This window comes from Streptomyces nogalater (genome assembly GCF_039532885.1).
GTDB classification, from domain to species: domain Bacteria; phylum Actinomycetota; class Actinomycetes; order Streptomycetales; family Streptomycetaceae; genus Streptomyces; species Streptomyces nogalater.
In genome coordinates, this window is the sequence record NZ_BAAASM010000020.1 from 203,482 (window position 1) to 224,530 (window position 21,049).

General features: G+C 73.6%; 20 protein-coding genes, 2 pseudogenes and 1 riboswitch. Of the genes and pseudogenes, 12 read left to right on the top strand and 10 right to left on the bottom strand.

What is annotated here, in order from left to right:
- Positions 1-414: 414 nt before the first annotated feature.
- Together ABD350_RS16560 and ABD350_RS16565 are read right to left on the bottom strand one after the other, a co-directional pair.
- Positions 415-1,272, bottom strand: a complete 858-nt coding sequence (locus tag ABD350_RS16560) for a bifunctional 5,10-methylenetetrahydrofolate dehydrogenase/5,10-methenyltetrahydrofolate cyclohydrolase (RefSeq protein WP_344348868.1) — start codon at positions 1,270-1,272, stop codon at positions 415-417.
- Between the two features lie 26 nt (positions 1,273-1,298).
- Positions 1,299-1,379, bottom strand: a riboswitch (ZMP/ZTP riboswitch).
- A 59-nt stretch (positions 1,380-1,438) separates the two neighbouring features.
- Entirely contained in the window at positions 1,439-1,804 is a 366-nt protein-coding gene (locus ABD350_RS16565) for a nuclear transport factor 2 family protein (RefSeq protein WP_344348869.1), read from the bottom strand.
- Positions 1,805-1,919: 115 nt separating this feature from the next.
- Between ABD350_RS16565 and ABD350_RS16570 the strand changes: the two genes are divergently transcribed.
- From ABD350_RS16570 to ABD350_RS16585, 4 genes are all read left to right on the top strand, one after another.
- Positions 1,920-2,147: a hypothetical protein gene (locus ABD350_RS16570; RefSeq protein WP_344348870.1), complete on the top strand. Its 228-nt coding sequence runs from the start codon at positions 1,920-1,922 to the stop codon at positions 2,145-2,147.
- Between the two features lie 148 nt (positions 2,148-2,295).
- On the top strand, positions 2,296-3,384 hold the full coding sequence (locus ABD350_RS16575) for an S-(hydroxymethyl)mycothiol dehydrogenase (RefSeq protein WP_344348871.1): 1,089 nt from the start codon (positions 2,296-2,298) through the stop codon (positions 3,382-3,384).
- Positions 3,384-4,013, top strand: a complete 630-nt coding sequence (locus tag ABD350_RS16580; RefSeq protein ID WP_344348872.1) for an MBL fold metallo-hydrolase — start codon at positions 3,384-3,386, stop codon at positions 4,011-4,013. The genes ABD350_RS16575 and ABD350_RS16580 overlap by 1 nt, the downstream gene beginning before the upstream one ends.
- Before the next feature lie 92 nt (positions 4,014-4,105).
- Positions 4,106-5,020, top strand: a complete 915-nt coding sequence (locus ABD350_RS16585) for an SDR family oxidoreductase (RefSeq protein WP_344348873.1) — start codon at positions 4,106-4,108, stop codon at positions 5,018-5,020.
- Between the two features lie 16 nt (positions 5,021-5,036).
- Here the strand turns inward: ABD350_RS16585 and ABD350_RS16590 are convergent, their stop codons facing one another.
- Positions 5,037-5,459: an arsenate reductase ArsC gene (locus ABD350_RS16590; protein WP_344348874.1), complete on the bottom strand. Its 423-nt coding sequence runs from the start codon at positions 5,457-5,459 to the stop codon at positions 5,037-5,039.
- Between the two features lie 91 nt (positions 5,460-5,550).
- Between ABD350_RS16590 and ABD350_RS16595 the strand changes: the two genes are divergently transcribed.
- The 5 genes from ABD350_RS16595 to ABD350_RS16615 all read left to right on the top strand — a co-directional run bounded on the left by ABD350_RS16595 (position 5,551) and on the right by ABD350_RS16615 (position 10,578).
- Positions 5,551-5,859: an ArsR/SmtB family transcription factor gene (locus ABD350_RS16595; RefSeq protein ID WP_344348875.1), complete on the top strand. Its 309-nt coding sequence runs from the start codon at positions 5,551-5,553 to the stop codon at positions 5,857-5,859.
- Positions 5,856-6,959, top strand: coding sequence for an ACR3 family arsenite efflux transporter (gene arsB / locus ABD350_RS16600; protein WP_344348876.1), 1,104 nt, complete (start codon positions 5,856-5,858; stop codon positions 6,957-6,959). The genes ABD350_RS16595 and arsB overlap by 4 nt, the downstream gene beginning before the upstream one ends.
- A gap of 207 nt (positions 6,960-7,166) precedes the next feature.
- Positions 7,167-8,030 carry a sulfite exporter TauE/SafE family protein gene (locus ABD350_RS16605; protein WP_344348877.1) on the top strand — a complete coding sequence of 288 codons (864 nt, stop codon included), beginning with the start codon at positions 7,167-7,169 and terminating at the stop codon, positions 8,028-8,030.
- 317 nt (positions 8,031-8,347) lie between these two features.
- Positions 8,348-9,736, top strand: coding sequence for an aminotransferase-like domain-containing protein (locus ABD350_RS16610; RefSeq protein ID WP_344348878.1), 1,389 nt, complete (start codon positions 8,348-8,350; stop codon positions 9,734-9,736).
- Between the two features lie 146 nt (positions 9,737-9,882).
- Positions 9,883-10,578, top strand: a complete 696-nt coding sequence (locus tag ABD350_RS16615) for a L,D-transpeptidase family protein (protein ID WP_344348879.1) — start codon at positions 9,883-9,885, stop codon at positions 10,576-10,578.
- Between the two features lie 17 nt (positions 10,579-10,595).
- Here the strand turns inward: ABD350_RS16615 and ABD350_RS16620 are convergent.
- A pseudogene (locus tag ABD350_RS16620) lies at positions 10,596-11,851 on the bottom strand (Gfo/Idh/MocA family protein).
- 187 nt (positions 11,852-12,038) lie between these two features.
- Here ABD350_RS16620 and ABD350_RS16625 point away from each other — a divergent pair.
- Complete coding sequence (locus ABD350_RS16625; protein ID WP_344348880.1) at positions 12,039-12,224, top strand: hypothetical protein; 186 nt, start codon at positions 12,039-12,041, stop codon at positions 12,222-12,224.
- Between the two features lie 84 nt (positions 12,225-12,308).
- Here ABD350_RS16625 and ABD350_RS16630 read toward each other — a convergent pair whose 3' ends face one another.
- Both ABD350_RS16630 and ABD350_RS16635 read right to left on the bottom strand, forming a co-directional pair.
- Positions 12,309-13,622: a S1 family peptidase gene (locus tag ABD350_RS16630; protein WP_344348881.1), complete on the bottom strand. Its 1,314-nt coding sequence runs from the start codon at positions 13,620-13,622 to the stop codon at positions 12,309-12,311.
- Between the two features lie 118 nt (positions 13,623-13,740).
- On the bottom strand, positions 13,741-14,571 hold the full coding sequence (locus ABD350_RS16635) for an SAM-dependent methyltransferase (RefSeq protein ID WP_344348882.1): 831 nt from the start codon (positions 14,569-14,571) through the stop codon (positions 13,741-13,743).
- Positions 14,572-14,692: 121 nt separating this feature from the next.
- On the opposite strand from ABD350_RS16635, the gene ABD350_RS16640 reads away from it, so the two are divergent.
- Positions 14,693-15,079 (top strand): PPOX class F420-dependent oxidoreductase, encoded by a 387-nt coding sequence (locus ABD350_RS16640; protein ID WP_344348883.1) that lies wholly within the window; start codon positions 14,693-14,695, stop codon positions 15,077-15,079.
- Between the two features lie 86 nt (positions 15,080-15,165).
- Here ABD350_RS16640 and ABD350_RS16645 read toward each other — a convergent pair whose 3' ends face one another.
- The 3 genes from ABD350_RS16645 to ABD350_RS16655 all read right to left on the bottom strand — a co-directional run bounded on the left by ABD350_RS16645 (position 15,166) and on the right by ABD350_RS16655 (position 19,455).
- A complete protein-coding gene (locus tag ABD350_RS16645; RefSeq protein WP_382466778.1) occupies positions 15,166-17,958 on the bottom strand; it encodes an alpha/beta hydrolase in 2,793 nt (930 codons plus the stop codon).
- 139 nt (positions 17,959-18,097) lie between these two features.
- Positions 18,098-18,511, bottom strand: a complete 414-nt coding sequence (locus tag ABD350_RS16650; protein ID WP_189988881.1) for a Zn-ribbon domain-containing OB-fold protein — start codon at positions 18,509-18,511, stop codon at positions 18,098-18,100.
- A gap of 194 nt (positions 18,512-18,705) precedes the next feature.
- Complete coding sequence (locus ABD350_RS16655; RefSeq protein ID WP_344348886.1) at positions 18,706-19,455, bottom strand: TetR family transcriptional regulator; 750 nt, start codon at positions 19,453-19,455, stop codon at positions 18,706-18,708.
- A gap of 181 nt (positions 19,456-19,636) precedes the next feature.
- On the opposite strand from ABD350_RS16655, the gene ABD350_RS16660 reads away from it, so the two are divergent.
- Positions 19,637-20,485 carry an ATP-grasp domain-containing protein gene (locus ABD350_RS16660; RefSeq protein ID WP_344348887.1) on the top strand — a complete coding sequence of 283 codons (849 nt, stop codon included), beginning with the start codon at positions 19,637-19,639 and terminating at the stop codon, positions 20,483-20,485.
- On the opposite strand, the pseudogene ABD350_RS16665 reads toward ABD350_RS16660, so the two are convergent.
- A pseudogene (locus ABD350_RS16665) lies at positions 20,451-21,019 on the bottom strand (polysaccharide lyase beta-sandwich domain-containing protein); the annotation flags it as partial. The gene ABD350_RS16660 and the pseudogene ABD350_RS16665 overlap by 35 nt on opposite strands.
- Positions 21,020-21,049: the final 30 nt, after the last annotated feature.

The window sequence follows — 21,049 nt, forward strand, 5'->3', positions numbered from 1 at the left end:
CACTCCTAGACCACCGAATCCGTGAATGCCCCGCGTTTCGCAGATGATCTGAATTCCACGACGATTACGGTCGCTGAACCACCGAGTCGTCGTCTCGCCGGGGCGGCATCGATCCTTCCGGATCTTTTCGGCCACCACATCCTGCATTCGAGTGGACGGTGCGGGCGTGAAGGGTCACGCCGTCCGCTACCGGACGCGCCGTCGCGCGTTGCGGCCCGGGCACGCCTCATTCGACCCCGCTCACCCAACGCGCCCCCGCCCGCACCGGCCCCGGGCCGGACCGGCAAGGCGGCGGTGGAACACGAGGGCCTCCTGAGCGCCGGTCGTGAATGCCGCGATCCACACCGGACCCAGAAGGCCCTCACCTGCTCAAGCCCCCGGCACGCCTGTGACCGACGCCCCGGGGCGGCACACTCAGGCGCCGAGCTGCCGGCCGGCCGCCGTCACCGTCTGTTCCAGCAGCGTGGCGATCGTCATCGGGCCCACCCCGCCCGGCACCGGCGTGATCAGCGAGGCGCGTTCCACGGCCGAGTCGAAGTCGACGTCGCCCACGTTGCCCGGGTTGTAGCCCGCGTCGATCACGACCGCGCCCGGCTTGATGTCCTGCCCGCGGATCAGCCGCGGCCGGCCCACCGCGGCCACGACGATGTCGGCCTCACGGACCGCCGCCGACAGGTCCCGGGTGCGCGAGTGGCAGTACGTCACGGTCGCGTCCCGCGCCAGCAGCAGCATGCCCACCGGCTTGCCGAGGATCGCGCTGCGGCCCACCACCACCGCCCGCTTCCCGGCCGGGTCGACGCCGTACTCGTCCAGCAGCCGCACGATGCCGCCCGGCGTGCAGGAGACGAAGCCCGGCAGCCCGAAGCTCATCGTGGCGAACGAGGCGAAGGTGACACCGTCCACGTCCTTCTCCGGCGCGATCGCCTCGAACGCGGCCCGCTCGTCGATGTGGTCGCCCACCGGGTGCTGGAGCAGAATCCCGTGCACCCCCCGGTCGGCCGACAACTCCCGCAGCGTGCCGACGAGTTCGTCCGTCGTGGTGGTGGCCGCAAGGGCGACGTGCCGGGAGGTGATGCCGGCCTTGCGGCAGCGGTTCTGCTTCATGCGGACGTAGGTCACCGACGCCGGGTCCTCGCCGACCAGCACGGTCGCCAGGCACGGCGCGGTGCCGGTGCGCTCGGTGAGCTCGGCGGCCCGTCGCGCGGTGTCCTCCACGATGCGGCGGGCGAGCGCGGTGCCGTCCATCAGACGGGCGGCCTGGGTCCGGGTCATGCTGCACACTCCTGGGCTGGATCGACTCTTCTCGCCCAGGCGCGCGGCTGACCTCGCGGGCCGCTCCCCGGTGGTGCTCCACCTCAGCGCCAGTCACGGCCCGCGTACAGCGTAACCGAGCGTGCGTACGGCCTTCGGACCACCTTGCCTTGCCACCGGGCCGGGGCTACTCGTCCCACACCTGGATGATCAGCTGATCGGCGATCTTGCCGTCCCGCAGCGTGAGCATCGACTCGGCCAGGACCCGGGTGCCGTCCGCGTACTCGCAGGACTCGCTGTAGGCGGCGTGGTCGCCCTGGACGACGCACTGCTCCAGCTTGTGCGTCATGTCGCGGCGGTAGATATCGTCCAGCAACTCGGCGATCTGGACCCGGCCGTGCAGTTCCGTGGGATGACTGGGCTGGTGGACACGGTCGACGATGCGGATCCGCGCGTCGTCCGCGTACAGCGACAGAAGGGTGTTGCCGGTGTTGCCCTCTATGCCCCGGCGCAGTGTCCCGGCGTCGAAAGCGGAGCCCGTCGCGCTGCCCATGGTGACCTCCTTCAGGCGCCCGCGGCCCGCCCGTGAGCGGACCGCCACGGGTCCCCCCTGACGAGCCTCCTCCGCCCCGGCGGCCCCGGCAAGCGCGGCCGCCGCGGTCCGTCTCATGGGCGAGCCCGTCCCAGGCGGACACGGCGGGCGCCGGCGCCGCCGTCGCCGGAAAGCTCGCCGCGCTCTCCACTCGCTCACCGCCGGTGACATCCCGGCCCCGCACCGCGATCGGGTGCCGGAGGCCGGCGACCAGGTGCAGGAGCTGAAACACCTGCGCGAACCGAACCAGCTGCGCCGGCTGGAGCAGGCCATCACCCCGCGGCGCCCGTGCTCGGCCTGGTGAACGCCGTCCCGGTCCGCCGGCGCCGACCCGCCCCGCGCCGCGGCCGACGGCGGCCGGAAGGATCCGCGATCATGTACGTGATCCTTCCCGCTGCCGACCGGTCGCGTCGTAGGGTCGTCGGCGAAGGTATTCGATGAAGGGACAGGCCATGGCGCAGGAAGTACGCGGCGTGATCGCACCGGGCAGGAACGAGCCCGTACGGGTCGAGACGATCGTGGTGCCGGACCCGGGGCCCGGCGAAGCCGTCGTACGCGTCCAGGCCTGCGGGGTCTGCCACACCGATCTGCACTACAAGCAGGGCGGCATCTCCGACGACTTCCCCTTCCTGCTCGGCCACGAGGCCGCCGGCGTCGTGGAGTCGGTCGGCGAGGGCGTCACCGACGTCGCCCCCGGGGACTTCGTCATCCTCAACTGGCGTGCGGTGTGCGGGCAGTGCCGGGCCTGTCTGCGCGGCCGGCCCTGGTACTGCTTCGACACCCACAACGCCCGGCAGAAGATGACCCTCGCCGCCACCGGCCGGGAACTGTCGCCGGCCCTCGGCATCGGCGCCTTCGCCGAGAAGACGCTCGTCGCGGCCGGCCAGTGCACCAAGGTCGACCCGGCCGTCTCCCCGGCGGTCGCGGGCCTCCTCGGCTGCGGGGTGATGGCCGGCATCGGCGCCGCGATCAACACCGGCGGTGTCGGCCGGGGCGACTCGGTCGCCGTCATCGGCTGCGGTGGTGTCGGCGGCGCGGCCATCGCCGGGTCGCACCTGGCCGGCGCGGCCCGCGTCATCGCCGTGGACATCGACGACCGCAAGCTGGACACGGCACGCACCCTGGGCGCCACCCACACGGTCAACTCCAAGGAGACCGACCCCGTCGAGGCGATCCGCGAACTGACCGGCGGGTTCGGCGCCGACGTCGTCATCGAGGCCGTCGGCCGCCCCGAGACCTACCGGCAGGCCTTCTACGCCCGCGACCTGGCCGGCACCGTCGTCCTCGTCGGCGTCCCCACCCCGGAGATGAAGCTCGAACTGCCCCTGCTGGACGTCTTCGGCCGCGGCGGCGCCCTGAAGTCGAGCTGGTACGGCGACTGCCTGCCCAGCCGTGACTTCCCCATGCTGATCGACCTGCATCTGCAAGGCCGCCTGCCGCTCGACGCGTTCGTCACCGAGACCATCGAACTCGGGCAGGTGGAGCAGGCGTTCGAGCGGATGCACCACGGCGACGTGCTGCGTTCGGTGGTGGTGCTGTGATGACCGCGCGCATCGAACGCCTCGTCACCAGCGGCCAGTTCACCCTGGACGGCGGCACCTGGGACGTGGAGAACAACGTGTGGCTCGTCGGCGACGACCGGGAGGTGATCGTCATCGACGCCGCCCACGACGCCGAGGCCATCGCCCGTGCCGTCGGCGACCGACGCCTGACCGCCATCGTGTGCACGCACGCCCACAACGACCACGTCAACGCGGCCCCGGCACTCGCCGACCTGACCGGCGCCACGATCTGGCTGCACCCCGACGACCTGCCGCTGTGGAAGCAGACCCACCCGCACCGCGAACCCGACCGGCACCTCCTCGACGGCCAGGTCATCGAGGCCGCCGGCGCCGACCTCACCGTCCTGCACACCCCCGGACACGCCCCGGGCGCCGTCTGCCTGTACGACCCCGGGCTCGGCACCGTGTTCACCGGCGACACCCTCTTCCAGGGCGGCCCGGGCGCCACCGGACGCTCCTTCTCCCACTTCCCGACCATCATCGACTCCCTCCGTGACCGCCTCCTCACCCTGCCGGCCGAGACCAAGGTCCTCACCGGGCACGGCGACGCCACCACCATCGGCGCGGAGGCCCCCCACCTCCAGGAGTGGATCGAACGCGGGCACTGATCACGGGCGCCCACCGGAACACCGACAGAAGATGTCCGGTATTCCCGCGAGAGTGGCGGAGCACAGCACGCACCACACGCGGGAGGCAGGACATGACAGGACCGCTGGACGGCAAGGTGGCGCTGGTCGCCGGGGCGACGCGGGGCGCGGGCCGGGGCATCGCCGTGGAACTCGGCGCGGCCGGCGCCACCGTGTACGTCACCGGCCGCAGCACCCGCGCCCGCCGCTCGGAGTACGACCGCCCCGAGACCATCGAGGACACCGCCGGCCTCGTCACCGAGGCCGGCGGCCGGGGCATCGCCGTACCGGCCGACCACCTCGACCACACGGCCGTACGGCAGCTGGTGGACCGGATCGCCGTCGAGCGGGGCCGCCTCGACATCCTCGTCAACGACATCTGGGGCGGGGAGAACCTCTTCGAATGGGACACCCCCGTGTGGGAGCACGACCTCCACAACGGGCTACGGCTGCTCCGCCTCGCCGTCGAGACCCACGCCGTCACCAGCCACTACGCCCTGCCGCTGCTGTTGCGCCGGCCCGGCGGCCTGGTCGTGGAGGTCACCGACGGCACCGCCGAGTACAACCGCGACACCTACCGCGTGAACTTCTTCTACGACCTCGCCAAGGCGTCCGTCCTGCGCATGGCCTTCGCCCTCGGCCACGAACTCGGGCCGCGCGGAGCGACGGCCGTGGCCCTGACGCCGGGCTGGATGCGCTCGGAGATCATGCTCGACGCGTACGGCGTGCGCGAGGAGAACTGGCGGGACGCCCTGGCACGCGAACCGCACTTCGCCATCTCCGAGACCCCGCGCTTCACCGGCCGGGCCGTGGCCGCGCTGGCCGCCGACCCGGACGTGGCCCGGTTCAACGGAGTGTCCCTCTCCAGCGGCGGCCTGGCACGGGAGTACGGCTTCACCGACCTCGACGGCAGCCGCCCGGACGCCTGGCGGTACCTGACCGAGGTTCAGAACGCGGGCAGACCGGCGGACGTCACCGGCTACCGGTGAACTCCGAGCCGGTCGTCTACGGCTTGGCCGGGGCGATCTCGGCGATCAGGTCCTCGATCAGGACCTTGATCTCGTCGCGGATCGGGCGGACGGCTTCGACGCCCTGGCCGGCCGGGTCGTCCAGCTTCCAGTCGAGGTAGCGCTTGCCGGGGAAGACGGGACACGTGTCACCGCACCCCATGGTGACGCAGACGTCGGACTCCTTCACCGCGTCGACGGTGAGGAGCTTCGGGACCTCGGCGGAGATGTCGATGCCGACCTCGGCCATCGCGGCGACGGCGGCCGGGTTGACCTGCTCGCCCGGGTCGGAGCCGGCGGAGCGGACCTCGACGCGGTCTCCGGCCAGGTGGGTCAGCCAGGCGGCGGCCATCTGGGAGCGGCCGGCGTTGTGGACGCACACGAACAGGACGGACGGCTTCGCGCCGGGGCTTGCGGGCATGAACGGCTCTCCCGTCTCGCGGCGGCCGCGCGCCGCCCATGACATCAGCATCCGCTGGTATCAGCGAACCATGATGTGAAAATATCAGCGCATGCTGACTTCAGTCGATGCTGATGTGATCCGGGCGCTGGGCGATCCGCTCCGGCTGCGGATCGTGACCCTGCTGGCGCGCGAGACGCTGTGTACCACGCACCTGGTGGAGGAGACCGGGGCCAGGCAGACCAACCTGTCCAACCACATGAAGGTGCTGCGCGAGGCCGGGCTGGTGGAGACCGAGCCGTGCGGCCGCTTCACCTACTACAAGCTCAAGCCCGAGGTACTGGCCGGCCTGTCCGGGCAGTTCGCCGAGCTCGCGGCTTCCGCCCGCACCGCTGCCGGGAACAAGAGGGCCTGCCCGTGACCTCCACCGAGCCCACCACGACCACGACGGCGGGGGAGCCGTCGGTCGTTGCCAAGCTCTCCACGCTCGACCGCTACCTGGCGGTGTGGATCCTCGCCGCGATGGCCGTCGGCCTCGGACTCGGGCGGCTGATCCCCGGCCTGGACGACGCCCTCGCGAAGGTGGAGATCGGCGGGATCTCCCTGCCGATCGCGCTCGGCCTGCTGATCATGATGTACCCGGTGCTGGCGAAGGTCCGCTACGACCGGCTCGACGCCGTCACCGGCGACCGGAAGCTGATGGTCTCCTCGCTGGTCGTCAACTGGCTCGTCGGCCCCGCGGTCATGTTCGCGCTCGCGTGGATCTTCCTGCCGGACCTCCCCGAGTACCGCACCGGCCTGATCATCGTCGGCCTGGCCCGCTGCATCGCCATGGTGATCATCTGGAACGACCTGGCCTGCGGTGACCGCGAGGCCGCCGCCGTCCTCGTCGCCCTCAACTCCGTCTTCCAGGTCCTCGCGTTCGGGCTGCTGGGCTGGTTCTACCTCGACCTGCTGCCCGGCCTGCTCGGCCTCGGCGACGGCGAGCACCTCGACATCTCCCTGTGGAAGATCGCGGTGAACGCGGTCGTCTTCCTCGGTATCCCGCTCGCCGCCGGCTTCCTCACCCGCCGCCTGGGCGAGAGGAAGCTCGGCCCCGCCGGCTACGAGCAGCGGTTCCTGCCGAAGCTCGGCCCCTGGGCGCTGTACGGACTGCTGTTCACGATCGTCGTCCTGTTCGCCCTGCAAGGGAAGACGATCACCTCGCAGCCTTGGGACGTCGCGCGGATCGCGCTGCCGCTGCTGGTGTACTTCGCGATGATGTGGTTCGGCACCTTCGCCCTCGGCAAGGCCATCGGCCTGGCCTACGACCGCACCGCGACCCTGGCGTTCACCGCGGCGGGCAACAACTTCGAGCTGGCCATCGCGGTCGCCATCGCCACCTTCGGCGTCACCTCCGGCCAGGCCCTGTCCGGCGTCGTCGGCCCGCTCATCGAGGTCCCCGTCCTGGTGGCGCTGGTCCACGTCTCCCTCGCCTGGCGCCGCGGGTTCACCACCCGCGCCGGGACGTCGACCCGCTGACCCGCCCAGGGCATGCCGTGCCCGTGGCCGCCACGGGCACGGCAACCGCTGGTCCGGGCCGGGTTCGGCGAAACCACCGAGCACGGGCACGCCGCCGTCGGAGGAACCCGCGATCTCCGGCATGCGGGGTGGGCAGGCGCGTGAGCGCCGGACATGCTGGTCCCCGACTCGCGCGCATCCGCGCGCCGCCCAGAGAGGTCCTGCTTCGTGGTCACCAGAGCCGGTGTGCTGCCCGGTCGAGCTGTGCGCTCGATACCCCTGACGTTCACCTGCGGTGCCGCGGTCGGTGTGCTGGGCGGCATGATCGGCCTGGGCGGAGCGGAGTTCCGCCTGCCCCTGCTGATCGGTGTGTTCGGGTTCGCGGCCCTGTCCGCGGTCATCCTGAACAAGGCGATGAGCCTCGTCGTCGTCCTCACGGCCCTGCCCGCCCGGCTGGCCGCCGTCTCCTTCTCCGACCTGGGCGCGCACTGGACGGTCGCGGTCAACCTGCTCGCCGGCAGCCTGCCGGGCGCCTGGGCGGGCGCCTCCTGGGCGGTACGGATGCGCACCGCCACCCTCTACAAGGTCCTCGCCGCCTTGATGGTCGCCATGGCCGCCGCCCTGGTCCTCACCCACACCACCGAACCGGGCGCGCTCGGCCTCGGCGCCCCTGTCCGGGCGGTCGCCGGGGTGGTGGCCGGCTTCGGGATCGGCGTGGTCGCCGCGATCATGGGCGTCGCCGGAGGGGAGCTGCTGATCCCGACGATCGTGCTGCTGTACGCCGTCGACATCAAGACCGCGGGCAGCCTCTCGCTCCTGGTCTCGCTGCCGACGATGCTCGTCGCCTTCGCCCGCTACAGCCGGGACGGCAGCTTCACCGTCCTGCGGGGCAACCTCCGCTTCACCGGGATCCTCGCAGCGGGCTCGATCGCCGGAGCCCTGCTCGGCGGACTCCTCCTCGGAGTGATCCCCAACCTGGTCCTCATCCCCGGCCTCGCCGTGATCCTCCTGGTCTCGGCGCTGAAGACGGCCCGTCACGCCACACCGGCCGCGCAGACATCCCGAGCCAGCGGCCGGGCACCGCGCCGATGACCTCCACGACGCGCTCCCCCACGGCCGTTCAGGGAAGCTGACGCATCGTCAGCCGCAAGCGGCCGGCACCCGCAGCACCCGGCCGGTGTCCGCCTCGGTGGCCCGCCAGTTTCCGAACGCCGCACGAGCGCGGGCGCCCCGCCGTACACCGTCGGCGTCACATGCGCCGGGCGGCGACATCACGGGCGGCCTGCGACGGTTCGGGAAACCGGGCCGGATCACCGGCGGGCGCACGGTCCATGCGCCGCGCCCCAGGCCGCGCGGGCCGCCCCGCGCCTGGTCCACTTCGCCACAAGTGGACCGTTAAAACTGGACCGGTGGACACTGGACTCGTCGCCGCGCTCGGCGACTGGCGCGCCCGGCCCGGCCCCCTCGCCCGCGCCCTGGCCGCCGCGGTGCGGGACGCCGTGGTCGACGGCCGGCTCCCGGCCGGCACCCGGCTGCCCCCGGAACGCGAACTGGCCCGCACCCTGCGGCTGAGCCGGGGCACGGTGGTCGCCGCGCTCAGCCTGTTGCGCGCCGACGGCTGGCTGCGCACCCGGCACGGCAGCGGCAGCGCCGTACGCCTGCCCGCCCGCCTCACCGAACGCACCGCCCCCTGGTCCCTGGACCGCGGCGGCGCCCTGGGCGCCGACCTGGACCTCACCCTCGCGGTGACCGCAGCGCCCCACGACGCCTACCGCGCCGCCCTCGCCCGCGCCGCCGAACTGACCGCGCCGCTGCTCGTGGACTCCGGCGTCGCCACCGCCGGCCTGCCCCGGCTGCGCGCCCTGCTCGCCGACCGCTACACCCGCGCCGGACTCGCCACCCGCCCCGAACAGATCCTCGTCACCGCCGGCGCCCAGGCCGCCCTCACCCTGCTCCTGGACCACCTGCACACCGACCGCACCGCGCCCGTCCTCGTGGAGAACCCCGCCCACCCCGGCGCCCTCGCCGTGCTGCGCGCCCGCCGCGCCCGGCTGCTGCCGGTCCCGGTGTCGGCCGCGGACGGCTGGGACACCGCCCGCCTCACCACCGCCGTGCGCCGCCACCGCCCCCGGCTCGCCTACCTGGTCCCCGACTTCCACGACCCGACGGGCGCCCACATGGACCCCGCCGCCCGCCGGACGGTCGCCGCGCTCGCCGAACGCCACGACCTGACCGTCCTCGCCGACGAGACCCTGCGCGACCTGGACCTGAGGACACCGCCCGGCACCGAGCCGCACCTCGCCGGGGCCCGGGTGATCCAGATCGGCTCGGTGAGCAAGACCCTGTGGAGCGGCCTCCGGGTCGGCTGGATCCGGGCCGGCGCGGACCTCGTACGACAGCTGCGGCTGCGCCCCCTCCAGGCCCAGCTCGCGCCGCCGCCCCTGGAACAGCTCATCACCGCCGAACTCCTCGGCGCGCCGCTCCCGGCGCTGCTCGCCGACCGGCGTGCCCGGCTGCGCGCCCAGCGCGACCACCTCGCCGGGCTGCTCGCCGGCACCGGCTGGACGTACACCGTCCCGGCGGGCGGGCTGAGCCTGTGGCTGCACCTGGGCGGCACCGGCCCACGGGCCGCGAGCCTCGCGGCCAGGGCCGCCGCACGCGGCCTCGCGCTCAGCCCGGGCCCCCGCTTCGCCGCCGACCGCGCCACCCTGACCCGCCACCTCCGGCTGCCGTTCACGGCCACCCCCGAGACCCTGACCCGGGCGGTGGAGCTGCTCAGGGCGTGCGATACGGTCTGAACTTCACCGTTTCGTCACAGCCTGACCGGAACCACAACCATGCCCTCCCCGGCCGGGTCTAGTAGTCCGAGACCGCGGGAACCGCGCTGGAGAGCACCCGGGAGGACCGGGCGAGCAGACCAGGAACCGGAAGGAGAGAGGCCGCCATGGGGGGCATACGCACACGAGGCGTCGTAGGGCTGGGCGTGACGGGACTGGTGGCGCCGCTCGCGCTCGCCGTCACCGCGGCACCGGCCCAGGCCGCGAGCTGCACCACGAGCACCGGCCCGCACCAGAAGCGGGTGGAGAAGTTCCTGGGCCGGCCGGCCGACGGCCGGCAGTCCGCCGCCGACTGCACGGCGATCCGGGCGTTCCAGGCCAAGCACGGCATCACCCCCGCCATCGGCTACGCCGGTCCGGTCACCTGGGGCGTGATGGACCTGATGAACAAGCAGAAGGCCGTCGGCAACAAGCCGAACAAGGACGGCAAGTGCCCGGTGAACAAGGGCCGGATCGCCTGTGTGAACCTCACGCTCCAGCTCAGCTGGATCCAGGACGGCAAGAAGCTCGTCTACGGCCCCGTACCGGTGCGCACCGGCCGTGACCGCTACGAGACCCGCACCGGCCTGAGGAAGATCTACTGGCGGGACATCGACCACGTCTCCAACCTCTACGACGTGCCGATGCCCTACAGCCAGTTCTTCGACGGCGGCCAGGCCTTCCACTCGGTGGGCCTGAGCATGTGGAACCCGCCGGGCTCGCACGGCTGCGTCAACATGACGAAGAAGGACGCCAAGAAGTACTGGTCGCTGCTGCGCAGCGGCGACGACGTCTTCGTCTACGGCCGCAAGCCGGGCACCTGATCGGCGGGCGGATCCCGTCAGGCCACGGGGGCGTCCCCGAAGTCCGGGATGTCCAGCCGTACGCCGCCCTGCCGTGCCGACTCGTGCGCGACGATGCCCGGCAGGGTGTAGCGAGCGGCCACCCACGCGTTCACCGGCGGCGGTGTGCGCCGGGTCACGGCCGTGACGAAGTCGTCCACCAGGAAGTGGTGGCTGCCCTCGTGCCCGTTGGGCAGGTGGTCGAACTCGCGGGGCAGCCGGGACCGGTCGTGCACCGGCGCCGAGCCCGAGGTGAAGGCCGCGCGCAGCTCGGGCGCGAGGCCGGCGAGGGAGGGGTCGCCGGGCGCGACGGCCCGCTTCGGCTCCAGCAGTCCGGTGATGTCCTCGACGCCGTCGCGGTCCTGCCACAGGGCCACCGTGGCGAGCTGTTCCATGCTGGCCCCGGTTCCGAAGAACCGGAACCGGGACTCGCGCAGGCGCGCGGGATAGCCGACCCGCCGGAACTCGTTGGTGCGGAACGATCCGCCGCCCGCCACCTCGAACAGCGCGGTGGCGTTGGACACGTCGTTGTCGAACATGCTGACCGAGCGGTCGAAGACGCCGTCGTCGGCCTCGTCGCGGACGCCGATCGCCGACACGCTCACCGCGTGCGTCCGCCAGGCCCCGAGCACCCCGCCCACCGAGTGCGTCGGGTACTCGCGTGCGTCCGCCAGGCCCCGAGCACCCCGCCCACCGAGTGCGTCGGGTACAGCAGCGGGGGATAGCTGGCCGTCGCCCGCCAGTTCTCGCCGCCGCTGTACCGGTAGGCGTCGTAGAAGCCCAGATCCATGTCGTGGACGTAGTCGCCCTCGGCGTAGAAGACCCGGCCGAAGGCGCCCTCGGCGATCCGGGCGCGGGCGTACACGGTCGCCGGGTGGTAGTGGCTGGTCTCGCCCATCATGTACGTCAGCCCGGTGGCCCGGACGGTGGCGACGATCGCCGCGACCTCCTCGGCGGCGACCGCCATCGGGACGGCCGAGTACACGTGCTTGCCCGCGTCCAGGCCCTGCACGACCAGCGGGCCGTGGGTCCAGCGCTGGGTGAAGACCGCGACGGCGTCGACGGCCGGTGACTCCAGCATCGCCGCGTACGACGGGAACGTGCCCGCGAGGCCCTGCGCGGCCACGAGGCGCTCGGCGCGCTCGGGCAGGACGTCCGTGACATACACGTCCCGTACGCCGGGGTGGGCGTGGAAGAGCGCGGCGAAGGGGCCGGAGAACTGTCCTGCGCCGACGATGCCGAGGGAGAACGTCATATGGATCACTTTCACGACGGAGGTTTTCACACGTCAAGAGCGCGCCCGGTCATCCCCGGAACCGGCGAGGAGCCGCCGTCCGCAACGCATTCCCGCCGGGGCTTGACACAGTGACGTGATGAGCAACACGGTCCGAAATGTCCGTATCGCTCGCACTTACTCACAGCGCCTTCACCTCGCTCGGCATATGCTTCACAGCATGTCCACCACTGTTGCAGCCGCCTCCGAGCGATCGGCCGCGGAGGTCAACGAGGAGATCCGGGCCCTGTGGCGCCGGTCGGGCGGGACACTGACCACCGAGCAGCGCGCGGAGTACCAGCGCCTCGTGATGGAGTGGGCCGCCGCGACCCCGCGGTCGCACCGGGCCGCCTGACCGACCCCGCGCGCACCGCGCCGTACCACCGAGGGCACCCGTGACGACACGGGTGCCCTTTCCCGTCGTACCCCCGCCTCCCGGTCAGCTCCAGGTCGCCGAGTAGCGCCGCCGGTACGCCCTGCGGTCCCGCTCGGCCCGCAGGCACCGGGTCGCGACCAGCGCGACCAGACTGCCCGCGACGACCAGCAGTCCCGGCCCGGTGCTGCGGACGTCCGCCAGCCGGGCCGGCAGGGCACGCACCGTGCCCGCCTGCTCCGCGCCCGAGGAGGCCGCGGGGGAGGCGGTGCCCGCCCCGGCGCCGCCGGTGTCCCCCTTCGCCGGGACCAGCCGGACACCCAGCGCCGACAGCGCCCTGGTCACCGGCTGGAAGAACGTCGTCCCGCCCGTCGCGCAGTCGCCGCTGCCGCCCGAGGTGACGCCGAGCGCGATGCCCTCGGCGAACAGCGGGCCGCCGCTGTCGCCCGGCTCGGCGCACACCGTGGTCTCGACGAGTCCGGTGACCGTCCCCTCCGGGTAGTTGACGGTCGCGTTCAGCGCGGTGACCCGGCCGTCGCGCAGCCCGCTGGTGCCGCCGCTGCGGAACACCCGCTGCCCCACCGCCGGATCGCCCGCCCCGGTGATCCGCACACCCTTGCCGCCGCCGACCGCCACCACGTCGGCGCCCGTCCCCGCCGTGCCGCCGGTGTACCGCACGAGCGAGAAGTCGCCGCCCGGGAAGGTGCTGTTCACGGTCGTCCCGAGCGGCCGGCCGCCCTGGTCGCCGGCGAACCAGACGGCCCCGGCCGGCCCGCAATGACCGGCCGTGAGGATGAAGTCGGACCGCCCGTCGGTGACGTTGAACCCCGCCGAGCAGCGCCCGCCGGCCGACAGGATCGGCCGGGCGCCGTTCAGCCGCGTGGTGAAGACGCCCTTCGTCCGCTCCATGTGCACGAAACCGCCCACCCGGCGGGCGACTCGGCTCAGCCGGGACCAGTCACCGGCGGACACCGTGCGGTCCGCCCGGACCACCACCCGGTTGGTCCGGTAGTCCACCGCCCACGCCGTGCCCGGCACCCGCGGCGCCGAACGCAGCGCCGCCGTCGCCGACTTCAGCTCCGCCATGCTGTGCGCGACGGTCCGCGCCTCGGCTCCGGCCCGGCGCACCACCCGCGCCGCCGCCCCGTCGGTCACCGCCACCACCGCGCGCCCGTCGGCGCCGATCCAGCTGCCCGCCGTACGGGCGGGGCCGAGCCGCGCCACCAGCGCCGCACCGGTCTCGCCGGGCCGTCCCGCCGGGGCGGCCGACGGCTCGCCCGCCCCGGCGGCCCGGGCGACCATCGCGCCTCCCAGGAGGAGACCGCCGGCCGCCGCCAGGCGTGTCACCCGTCGGACGACCCGTCGTCGTGCGTGCCGCATGCGAGGCTCCCGAAGCCGGTCCCGCGACGCCCGTGCGGGCACCGCGGGGCCCCCGGCCGCCCGGGGGCCCGCTTCTCCATACGGCGCCCGGCGCGGTGGTGTTCAGCTGCGGCCGGGTTCAGCCCTTGCGGGCCACCCCGCCGAACATGGCGACCTCCGCCGGCTCCGGCCCCGCCGCCGGCTCCGGCCGCCACCGCGAGCAGGACACCACTCCCGGCTCCAGCAGCTGAAGACCGTCGAAGAACCGGGCCACGTCGGCGGGGGTGCGCTGGGTGAGCTTCGGGGTGCCGTGCTCGTTCCAGAACCGCACCGCCTCGTCCACGTCCGGCATCGAGGGGCTGGTGATGGTGTGCGACAGCACCAGGTGGCTGCCCGTCGGCAGCCGGTCCGTCAACTGCCGTACCAGGCCGTACGGATCCTCGTCGTCGCCGATGAAGATGACCACGCCGAGCAGGATCAGCGCCACCGGCTCGCTGAAGTCCAGCGTCTTCGCCGCGTGTTCCACGATCGCGTCGACGTTGCGCAGGTCCTGGTCCAGATAGTCGGTACGGCCCTCGGGCGTGCTGGTCAGCAGGGCGCGCGCGTGCGCGAGGACCAGCGGATCGTTGTCCACGTACACGATCCGGGACTCCGGCGCGATGCGCTGCGCCACCTCGTGCGTGTTGTCGGCCGTGGGCAGTCCGGTACCGATGTCCAGGAACTGCCGGATGCCCACCTCGCCGGCCAGGTGACGCACCGCGCGGCCCAGGAAGAGCCGGTCGGCGCGCGCGTACTCCCCGATGCCCGGGTGCAGTTGGCGGATCCGGTCGCCGGCCTCCCGGTCCACCTCGTAGTGGTCCTTGCCGCCGAGCCAGTAGTTCCAGATCCGGGCGGTGTGGGGCTGGTCGGTGTTGATGCGGGCGCGCAGCGAGGCGGCCACGCCGTTGGTGGCTGCCGGGATGTCGGTCACGTGGGTCAGCTCCTGGGAGACGGGGGCCTGCGACGGGGAAACACCGTGCGGGACGCAATCTAGCGCCCCGGCCGATCTTCGCCGTCTGGACCCCGGGCCCGGCAGGCGGGAGACTGCGGACATGGACCCCACACGGCTCGCCCGGCTCGGCGCCGGCCCCTACCTGCTGCTGACCAGCTACCGCCGGAACGGCACCCCCGTCGCCACCCCGGTCTGGGTGGTCCGGGACGGGGACACCCTCGGCGTGTGGACCGCCGGCGACAGCGGGAAGGTCAAGCGGATCCGGCGCCGTCGCGATGTCCTCGTCGGCCCCTGCGACCGGCGCGGCAACCCCACGGGCGACCAACTGCCCGCCACCGCCGAGATCACCGGTGCGGACACCACCGCCCGCTACCGGAGCCTGATCGCCCGCAAGTACGGCGTCATCGGCCGCCTCACCCTGCTGGGCAGCCGGCTGCGGCGCGGCGTGGGCGGCACGGTCGGCATCCGGGTGACCCTCGGCGAGTGAGGGCCACCCGGGCGGCGGCCGCCTACGCGGCACCGGGCACCGGGTCCGCGGGGCCTACGGCGCGCCGAGCACCGGGTCCGCGGGGCCTACGGCGCGTCGAGCACCGACCCCTTCGCCTCCAGGCCGCCGGGCCGCGGTTCGCCGGTGCCCGGATCGAGCAGGCGGAACCGCACCGACTCGGTGGGCTCCCGCACCCGGTCCTGGACCGTGGGCACGGTGAGGTCCACGCTCGTGCGGCCCGCCGGGATGTCCGCCCACAGCCAGAGCCCGGCCACCTTGGACAGCGGCCGCTCGGGGTCGGGCTTCTCCCCGGACTGGTCGCGCAGCCAGGACGCCGGAACGTCCTTGGTGGACAGCTCCGCAGCGGTGGCCGGCGCGGCCCCGAACCAGGCGTCCATGTCCACGTCCACCGGTTCCGACAGCGTCACCCGCCACTTCAGCGGCCGCCCCTCGGTCACCTTCGCGGCGACCGGGGTGAGGGTCATCGTGGGCGCCGGGTCGTCGTTGCGCACGGTGAGCCCGCCCCGGTAGGAGCCGACGACCGCGCCGCGGACCGCCTTGACCAGCACATCGTGGGACACATCGGTGCCGTACCGGGTGTTGCCCCGCACCTGGACCGGCACCTCCGCTTCGTGACCGCCCGGACGCACCGTCACCAGCCGGTCCGTCGTCCGCCCGGTGACCGGGTCGACGACGTACACCCGGACCAGGCCGCTGCCGCCCCGGCCCGTCACCCGCACCGGAACCCGGTAGGTGCGCGTGCCCGAGTCCCCCTCGGCCACGGTCGTCCGGCCGACGTCCACGCGCGGCAGCGCCGCCGCGCGCACCGCGGGCGTCCCGGCCCGCCAGCCCCACGCGTCCATCAGCCAGGCCCGCCCGGAAGCCGAACGGGACGTCAGTTCAAGGGACTTGACCGAGCCCAGCTTGAGCCCGGCGCGGCCGGCCGCCGTCAGGGGCACGCGGACCTCCCGCGCCCAGTAGGAGGCGGTCCGCTCGCTGCCGGGCAGCCCGTCCAGGGAGACCCTGCCGAGCCTGGCCTTCTTGCCGGAGGTGTCGGTCAGCGTCACGTCCAGCCGCGTCCCCCGGGTGTTCGGCGGGACGAACACCCGCAGTGCCAGCGCCGTCGAACCCGACAGCGACACCGGCTTCTTCGGCGTCACCCGGGCCGGGCTGCCGGCGCGCGTCCAGCGCAGCGCGACCGCCTGCCGGCCGGCCTCCCGGCCGGTCTCCCACTGGGCGAAGTGCGGTGAGGCCCCCTTGGTGTCCGCGGCCAGGCAGCCGCGGGCCGGGCTCGGGTCGACCGCCGCGCACAGCCTGCCGCCGGTCACCGACACCCCGCCGTCCGGCAGGAACCCGCCGGCCCGGCGGCCGCCCACCGCGTGGCTCAGCACCCGTGCCGGGTCCGCCGACGGCGCCCGCTTCCCGGAGCCGTCCAGCAGCGGCCGCACCCGGTCGTCGCCGGCCAGGAACAGCCGTGCGGCGGCGGCGATGTACGTGCTGCCGGCCCGGTGCTGCCGGTCGGCGGACAGCCGGGTCGCGGCCCGCTTGCCGCACACCGGGTCGGGGTGGCCCGGCTCGTCGTAGAAGTCGTCGTCGGCCGGCGCCGCGGCCTGGCCCGGCGTCCACTCCGAGTTGAAGAAGTTGTGGTTGGCGCCGATCACATACACGGCGCTGTGCAGCGCGGTGCCGGTGCCGACCGCGCGCGTGCCGTCGACGTACACCTCGCCCTGGAGGTCGGACACGTCGGCGTCGCAGCCCGGCAGGATGGTCACCGACGGCACGTCCGGCACCGGGTTGTGACCGAAGACGGTCGGGCCGACGAGGACGGTGCCCCGGACGGTCCAGCGCACCGGCCCGTGGTAGCCGTCCTGGTCGGCGGGCGGCGGGACCATGCTGTCCAGCACGGCCCGGTTGACGCCCTCGCCGCCCCGGGAGTGTCCGACCAGCAGCACCTTCGACAGGTCGGCGCGGGGCGCCTCACGGACCGCTCGGGGTGCCGTCCCGGGGTGTCCGGCCCAGTCGGCCCAGCGGGCCAGGTGCAGCCGCACCAGTGACGAGCGGGCCTGCGCGCCGCCGTCCTCGGCCGCGAAGTCCTGTCCGTTGATGCCGTTGGCGGCGATGGACACGGTCACATAGCCCTGGGAGGCGAGCAGTTGCTGGTCGCGCAGGTAGCCGCGGTGGCTCGGTATCGGCTGGGTGCCCGCCTTGCAGGGCCAGTCACTGCCGACGTCCCCGGAGCCCTTGTAACACGTGACGTGACGGCCGTGCAGGAACAGCGCGAGGGGCCGTGTGCCGGAGGCGCCGACCGGCGCGACGACCACCGCGCGCATCTCCACCGGCTCCGGGAAGCCGGGCAGCCGCACCGAGTTCAGCGCGTACTCGCCGGTCCTGGTGCGGTAGCCGCCGGGCTTGCCCGGATCCACGGCGTTCGCCGGCAGCGGGGCGGGCGGCTGGATCGCCGGCGCGGCGCCCGGTGTCTTACGCGCCTCACCCGCCTCCCGCGCGTCCAGCCGGCGCCCGCCGGACCAGACCTCCACTCCGCCCGGCCGCGAGCCCGGCAGGATGCCGCGCAGCTGTGTCAACCCCCGTTCGCCGAGCGGGAGTCGGAAGGTACGGCCGTCCGCCGCCGGCCGTGGCACACCCAACAGGCGTCCCCCGGCCCGGAATTCGATCCGGGCGTCTCCCATCGGCACCGGCCGGCCGGACCGCCACTCCAGCCGCGGCGCCGAACCGCCGTCGGTCAGCCGCCACCCCGGCGGCAGCCGCGTGCCGTCCCGAGCCGCCAACGCCCTCTCGTCACCGCGTGGTTGGGGGCCGGCGAGCGCCACCCCCGGGGATGCCCCGGCCACCGCGAGCAACGCGGCGGCCAACACCCCCATCTGCCGGGCACGGACCACTGTTCCTCCTCGAACCCCGATCGCGGACGTCCGGGCGGAGCCGGGCGTCCCTTCGCCCCCGGAGGATGGAAGAGGAAGGCCGTGGGTTGCCTGTGCGCGGCGGTCGGTGGTTCACATGCCGTCAGGTCCAGGCCCGGTACGGCTCGTCCACCAGCTGGAAGACCGGCTCACCACGCACCGGGTCCTTGGCGGTGGACAGCCGGACCCGGTCGCCGCTGTGGATGCCGACCGGCGGGCCCATGACCCGGCCCCGGACGACGAACCCCTCGGCCATCTCCACCAGCGACACATTGCGCGCCGCGGGGGTGTTGCGGTGCACCACGCTGGAGTGGCGGACCGTGCCGACCCCCTCGCTGCGCTCCGTGCGCAGCTCGCTGCCCTGGCACACCGGACACAGCAGCCGGTGGTACATCGCGGTGCCGCACCAGGTGCAGCGCTGGAAGAGGAGGGCGTCCCGGGAGTCGGCGGCGGGGTCGAGAACACCCGTCGCGGAGCCGGCCGCCGGACCCGAGGTGCTTGCTGAGTGGTGGTACACGCTGGTCACTCCCTGCGCTCGGCCGGAAACCCGCGTGCCCGGGGTGGACCGGGCACACGCGCGCACGGTATGGCGTGCCACCGTGCACGCCGACAGAGTATGGCACTCAGTGTCACTCGTAAAGGCACTGCGTACCCATAAATTGCCCACAGCGCATGCCCCCTCGGCCCGCTCCCAGGCTCCGCCGGGGGCGGTCAGGGGCGGCCGAGGACCGTCTCCAGCTCCTGCACCACCCGCCACAGCGGGGCGTCCCGGCGCGAGACCAGCACCACCACGTCCCCGGCCGGACCGGGCCCGCCGCCGGGGCCGGCCGGGCCGCTGCGCACGGCCGCGGCGGCCGGGGCGTCCGCCGGCCGCGCGTACGTCCTGTGCACATACGCCAGCGCGTGGTCCACCGCCGCGCCCGCGTCGCCGACGCCGTCCGACCGCAGCCAGGAGCGCAGGGCGTTGTTGTGCGCGGCGACCACCGCCGCCGCGATCACGTCGGCACGGAGCGTCCCGTCCGGCCGCCCCGCGAACCGCCCGCGCAGATACTCGGCGAGCGCCCGCTCGTAGCGCCACACCACCGACAGTTCATAGGCGCGCAGCCCCGGCACCTGGCGGGTGAGGCGGTAGCGCTGCACGGAGAAGGCCGGGTTCTCGGCGTACATCCGCAGCACCAGCCGGGCCGCGTCGCACACCCGCCGCACCGGCTCGTGCTCCGGACCGCTCGCCGCGAGGAAGGCGGTCATGTCGGCCAGGCAGCCCTCGTGGTCGGGGAAGACCACGTCCTCCTTGGAGGGGAAGTAACGGAAGAACGAACGCCGGCCGACCCCGGCCAGGGCCACGATGTCGTCGACGGTGGTCTGTTCGTAACCGCGTTCCAAAAAGAGCCGGAAGGCCGCCGCCACCAGGGCGTCCCGGATCGGCGGCTTCGCGGCCGGCACCGCGCTGCTGGAGCTCATGGACGGGAACGTAACACCCGGACGGATCTTCTGGCACTCAGTGCAGCCTTTGTTCGCTCGGAGGGTACTGAGTATCGCGCCTGCCCTTCCCAGGGGCGGACGAAGGAGGCGGCACCCGGCGCGTAGCCTTTCCCCATCCCCTGCCGCCACCGGCCTCGCACACCCTCCAGAGGAGACCCCCATGCCCGCCGCTCGCCCTCGCCTGCTCTACGTCACCGACCTGGCGTACCAGGCCCGCGGGCGCCGCTACTGCGACGAGGACATCCACCTGACCTCCCGGCTGCGCGCGCACTTCGACCTGGCCCTGTGTCACCCGCTGGAAGCCGCCGCCCTGATGGACGGCTTCGACGCCGTCGTGGTGCGCAACAGCGGGCCCGTCCTCGGCCACCAGCGGGAGTACGACGCCTTCCGCGCCCGGGCGCTCGCCGCCGGCACCCGCGTGTACAACCCGCTCACCGGGAAGGCGGACATGGCCGGCAAGCAGTACCTGCTCGACCTGACCGCCGCCGGCTACCCCGTGATCCCGACCGTCGACCGCGCCGAGGACCTGCCCCTGCTGCCGGCCGCCGAACGGTACGTGGTCAAGCCGAAGCTGGGGGCCGACTCCCTCGGCCTGCGGATCGTCCCCGCCGAGGAACTGCGCGCGCTCGCCACCGGCGGCGTCCTGATCCAGCCCTGCGTCGACTTCGCCTACGAGGTGTCCTTCTACTTCGTCGACGACGAGTTCCAGTACGCCCTGTACGCCCCCGATCCCGCGCGCCGCTGGGAGCTGAAGCCGTACCCGGCCACCGACGCCGACCTGGAGTTCACCCGCCGGTTCATCGACTGGAACTCCCTCGGCTGCGGCATCCAGCGCGTCGACGCCTGCCGCGCGCCCGACGGCACCCTGCTGCTGGTGGAACTGGAGGACCTGAACCCTTACCTGTCCCTGGACGCGCTGCCGGAGCGGGACCGGGACGGCTTCGTCGCCGCGTTCACGGCGTCCCTGAGCCGGTTCACGCGTGCGGAGGCCGGCCCGGCCCGACGGTGACCGGCTGCCCGGCCCCCGCCGTGCCGGACAGATCCCCGAACGTCAGCGTCAGCCCGGTCCCGGTGGCCGAGGAGGCGAGGGTGGCCGGCGCGGACAGCACCGCGGTGACCGCCCGCCGCCAGGTCACCGTCAAACCGGTGCGCATGCGCACCGGGTCGCTCACCACGACCACCGCCGTGCCGTCGGGCTTCTCGCGGACCACCACGCAGCACGGATCGCTCGCGGTGAGCGCGCCGGCCGAGCCGGCGGACCAGAAGTTCACCCCGGTGAACCCCGCCGACGGCAACGAAACACCCTGCCAGCGGTCCGAGTTGGCGAGCACGCTCAGCCACCCGGTGTCCGCCGCCCGCGCCCGGGTGGCCTCGGCCGTCGCACCCGGCAGCAGCACATAGTAGGCGTACGAGGCGCCCGTCGGGTCGGTGCCGTGGTCGACGTACAGGGTCGGATAGCTACGGGTCAGGGCGGCCGTCGCACCGCCCTGTCGATCAGGCTCCAGCTGCCGTCGCGGGCCTCGCGCAGCGCCCGTACCGTCGCCCGCGGCACCGAGGTTGCGGTTGCCCACCG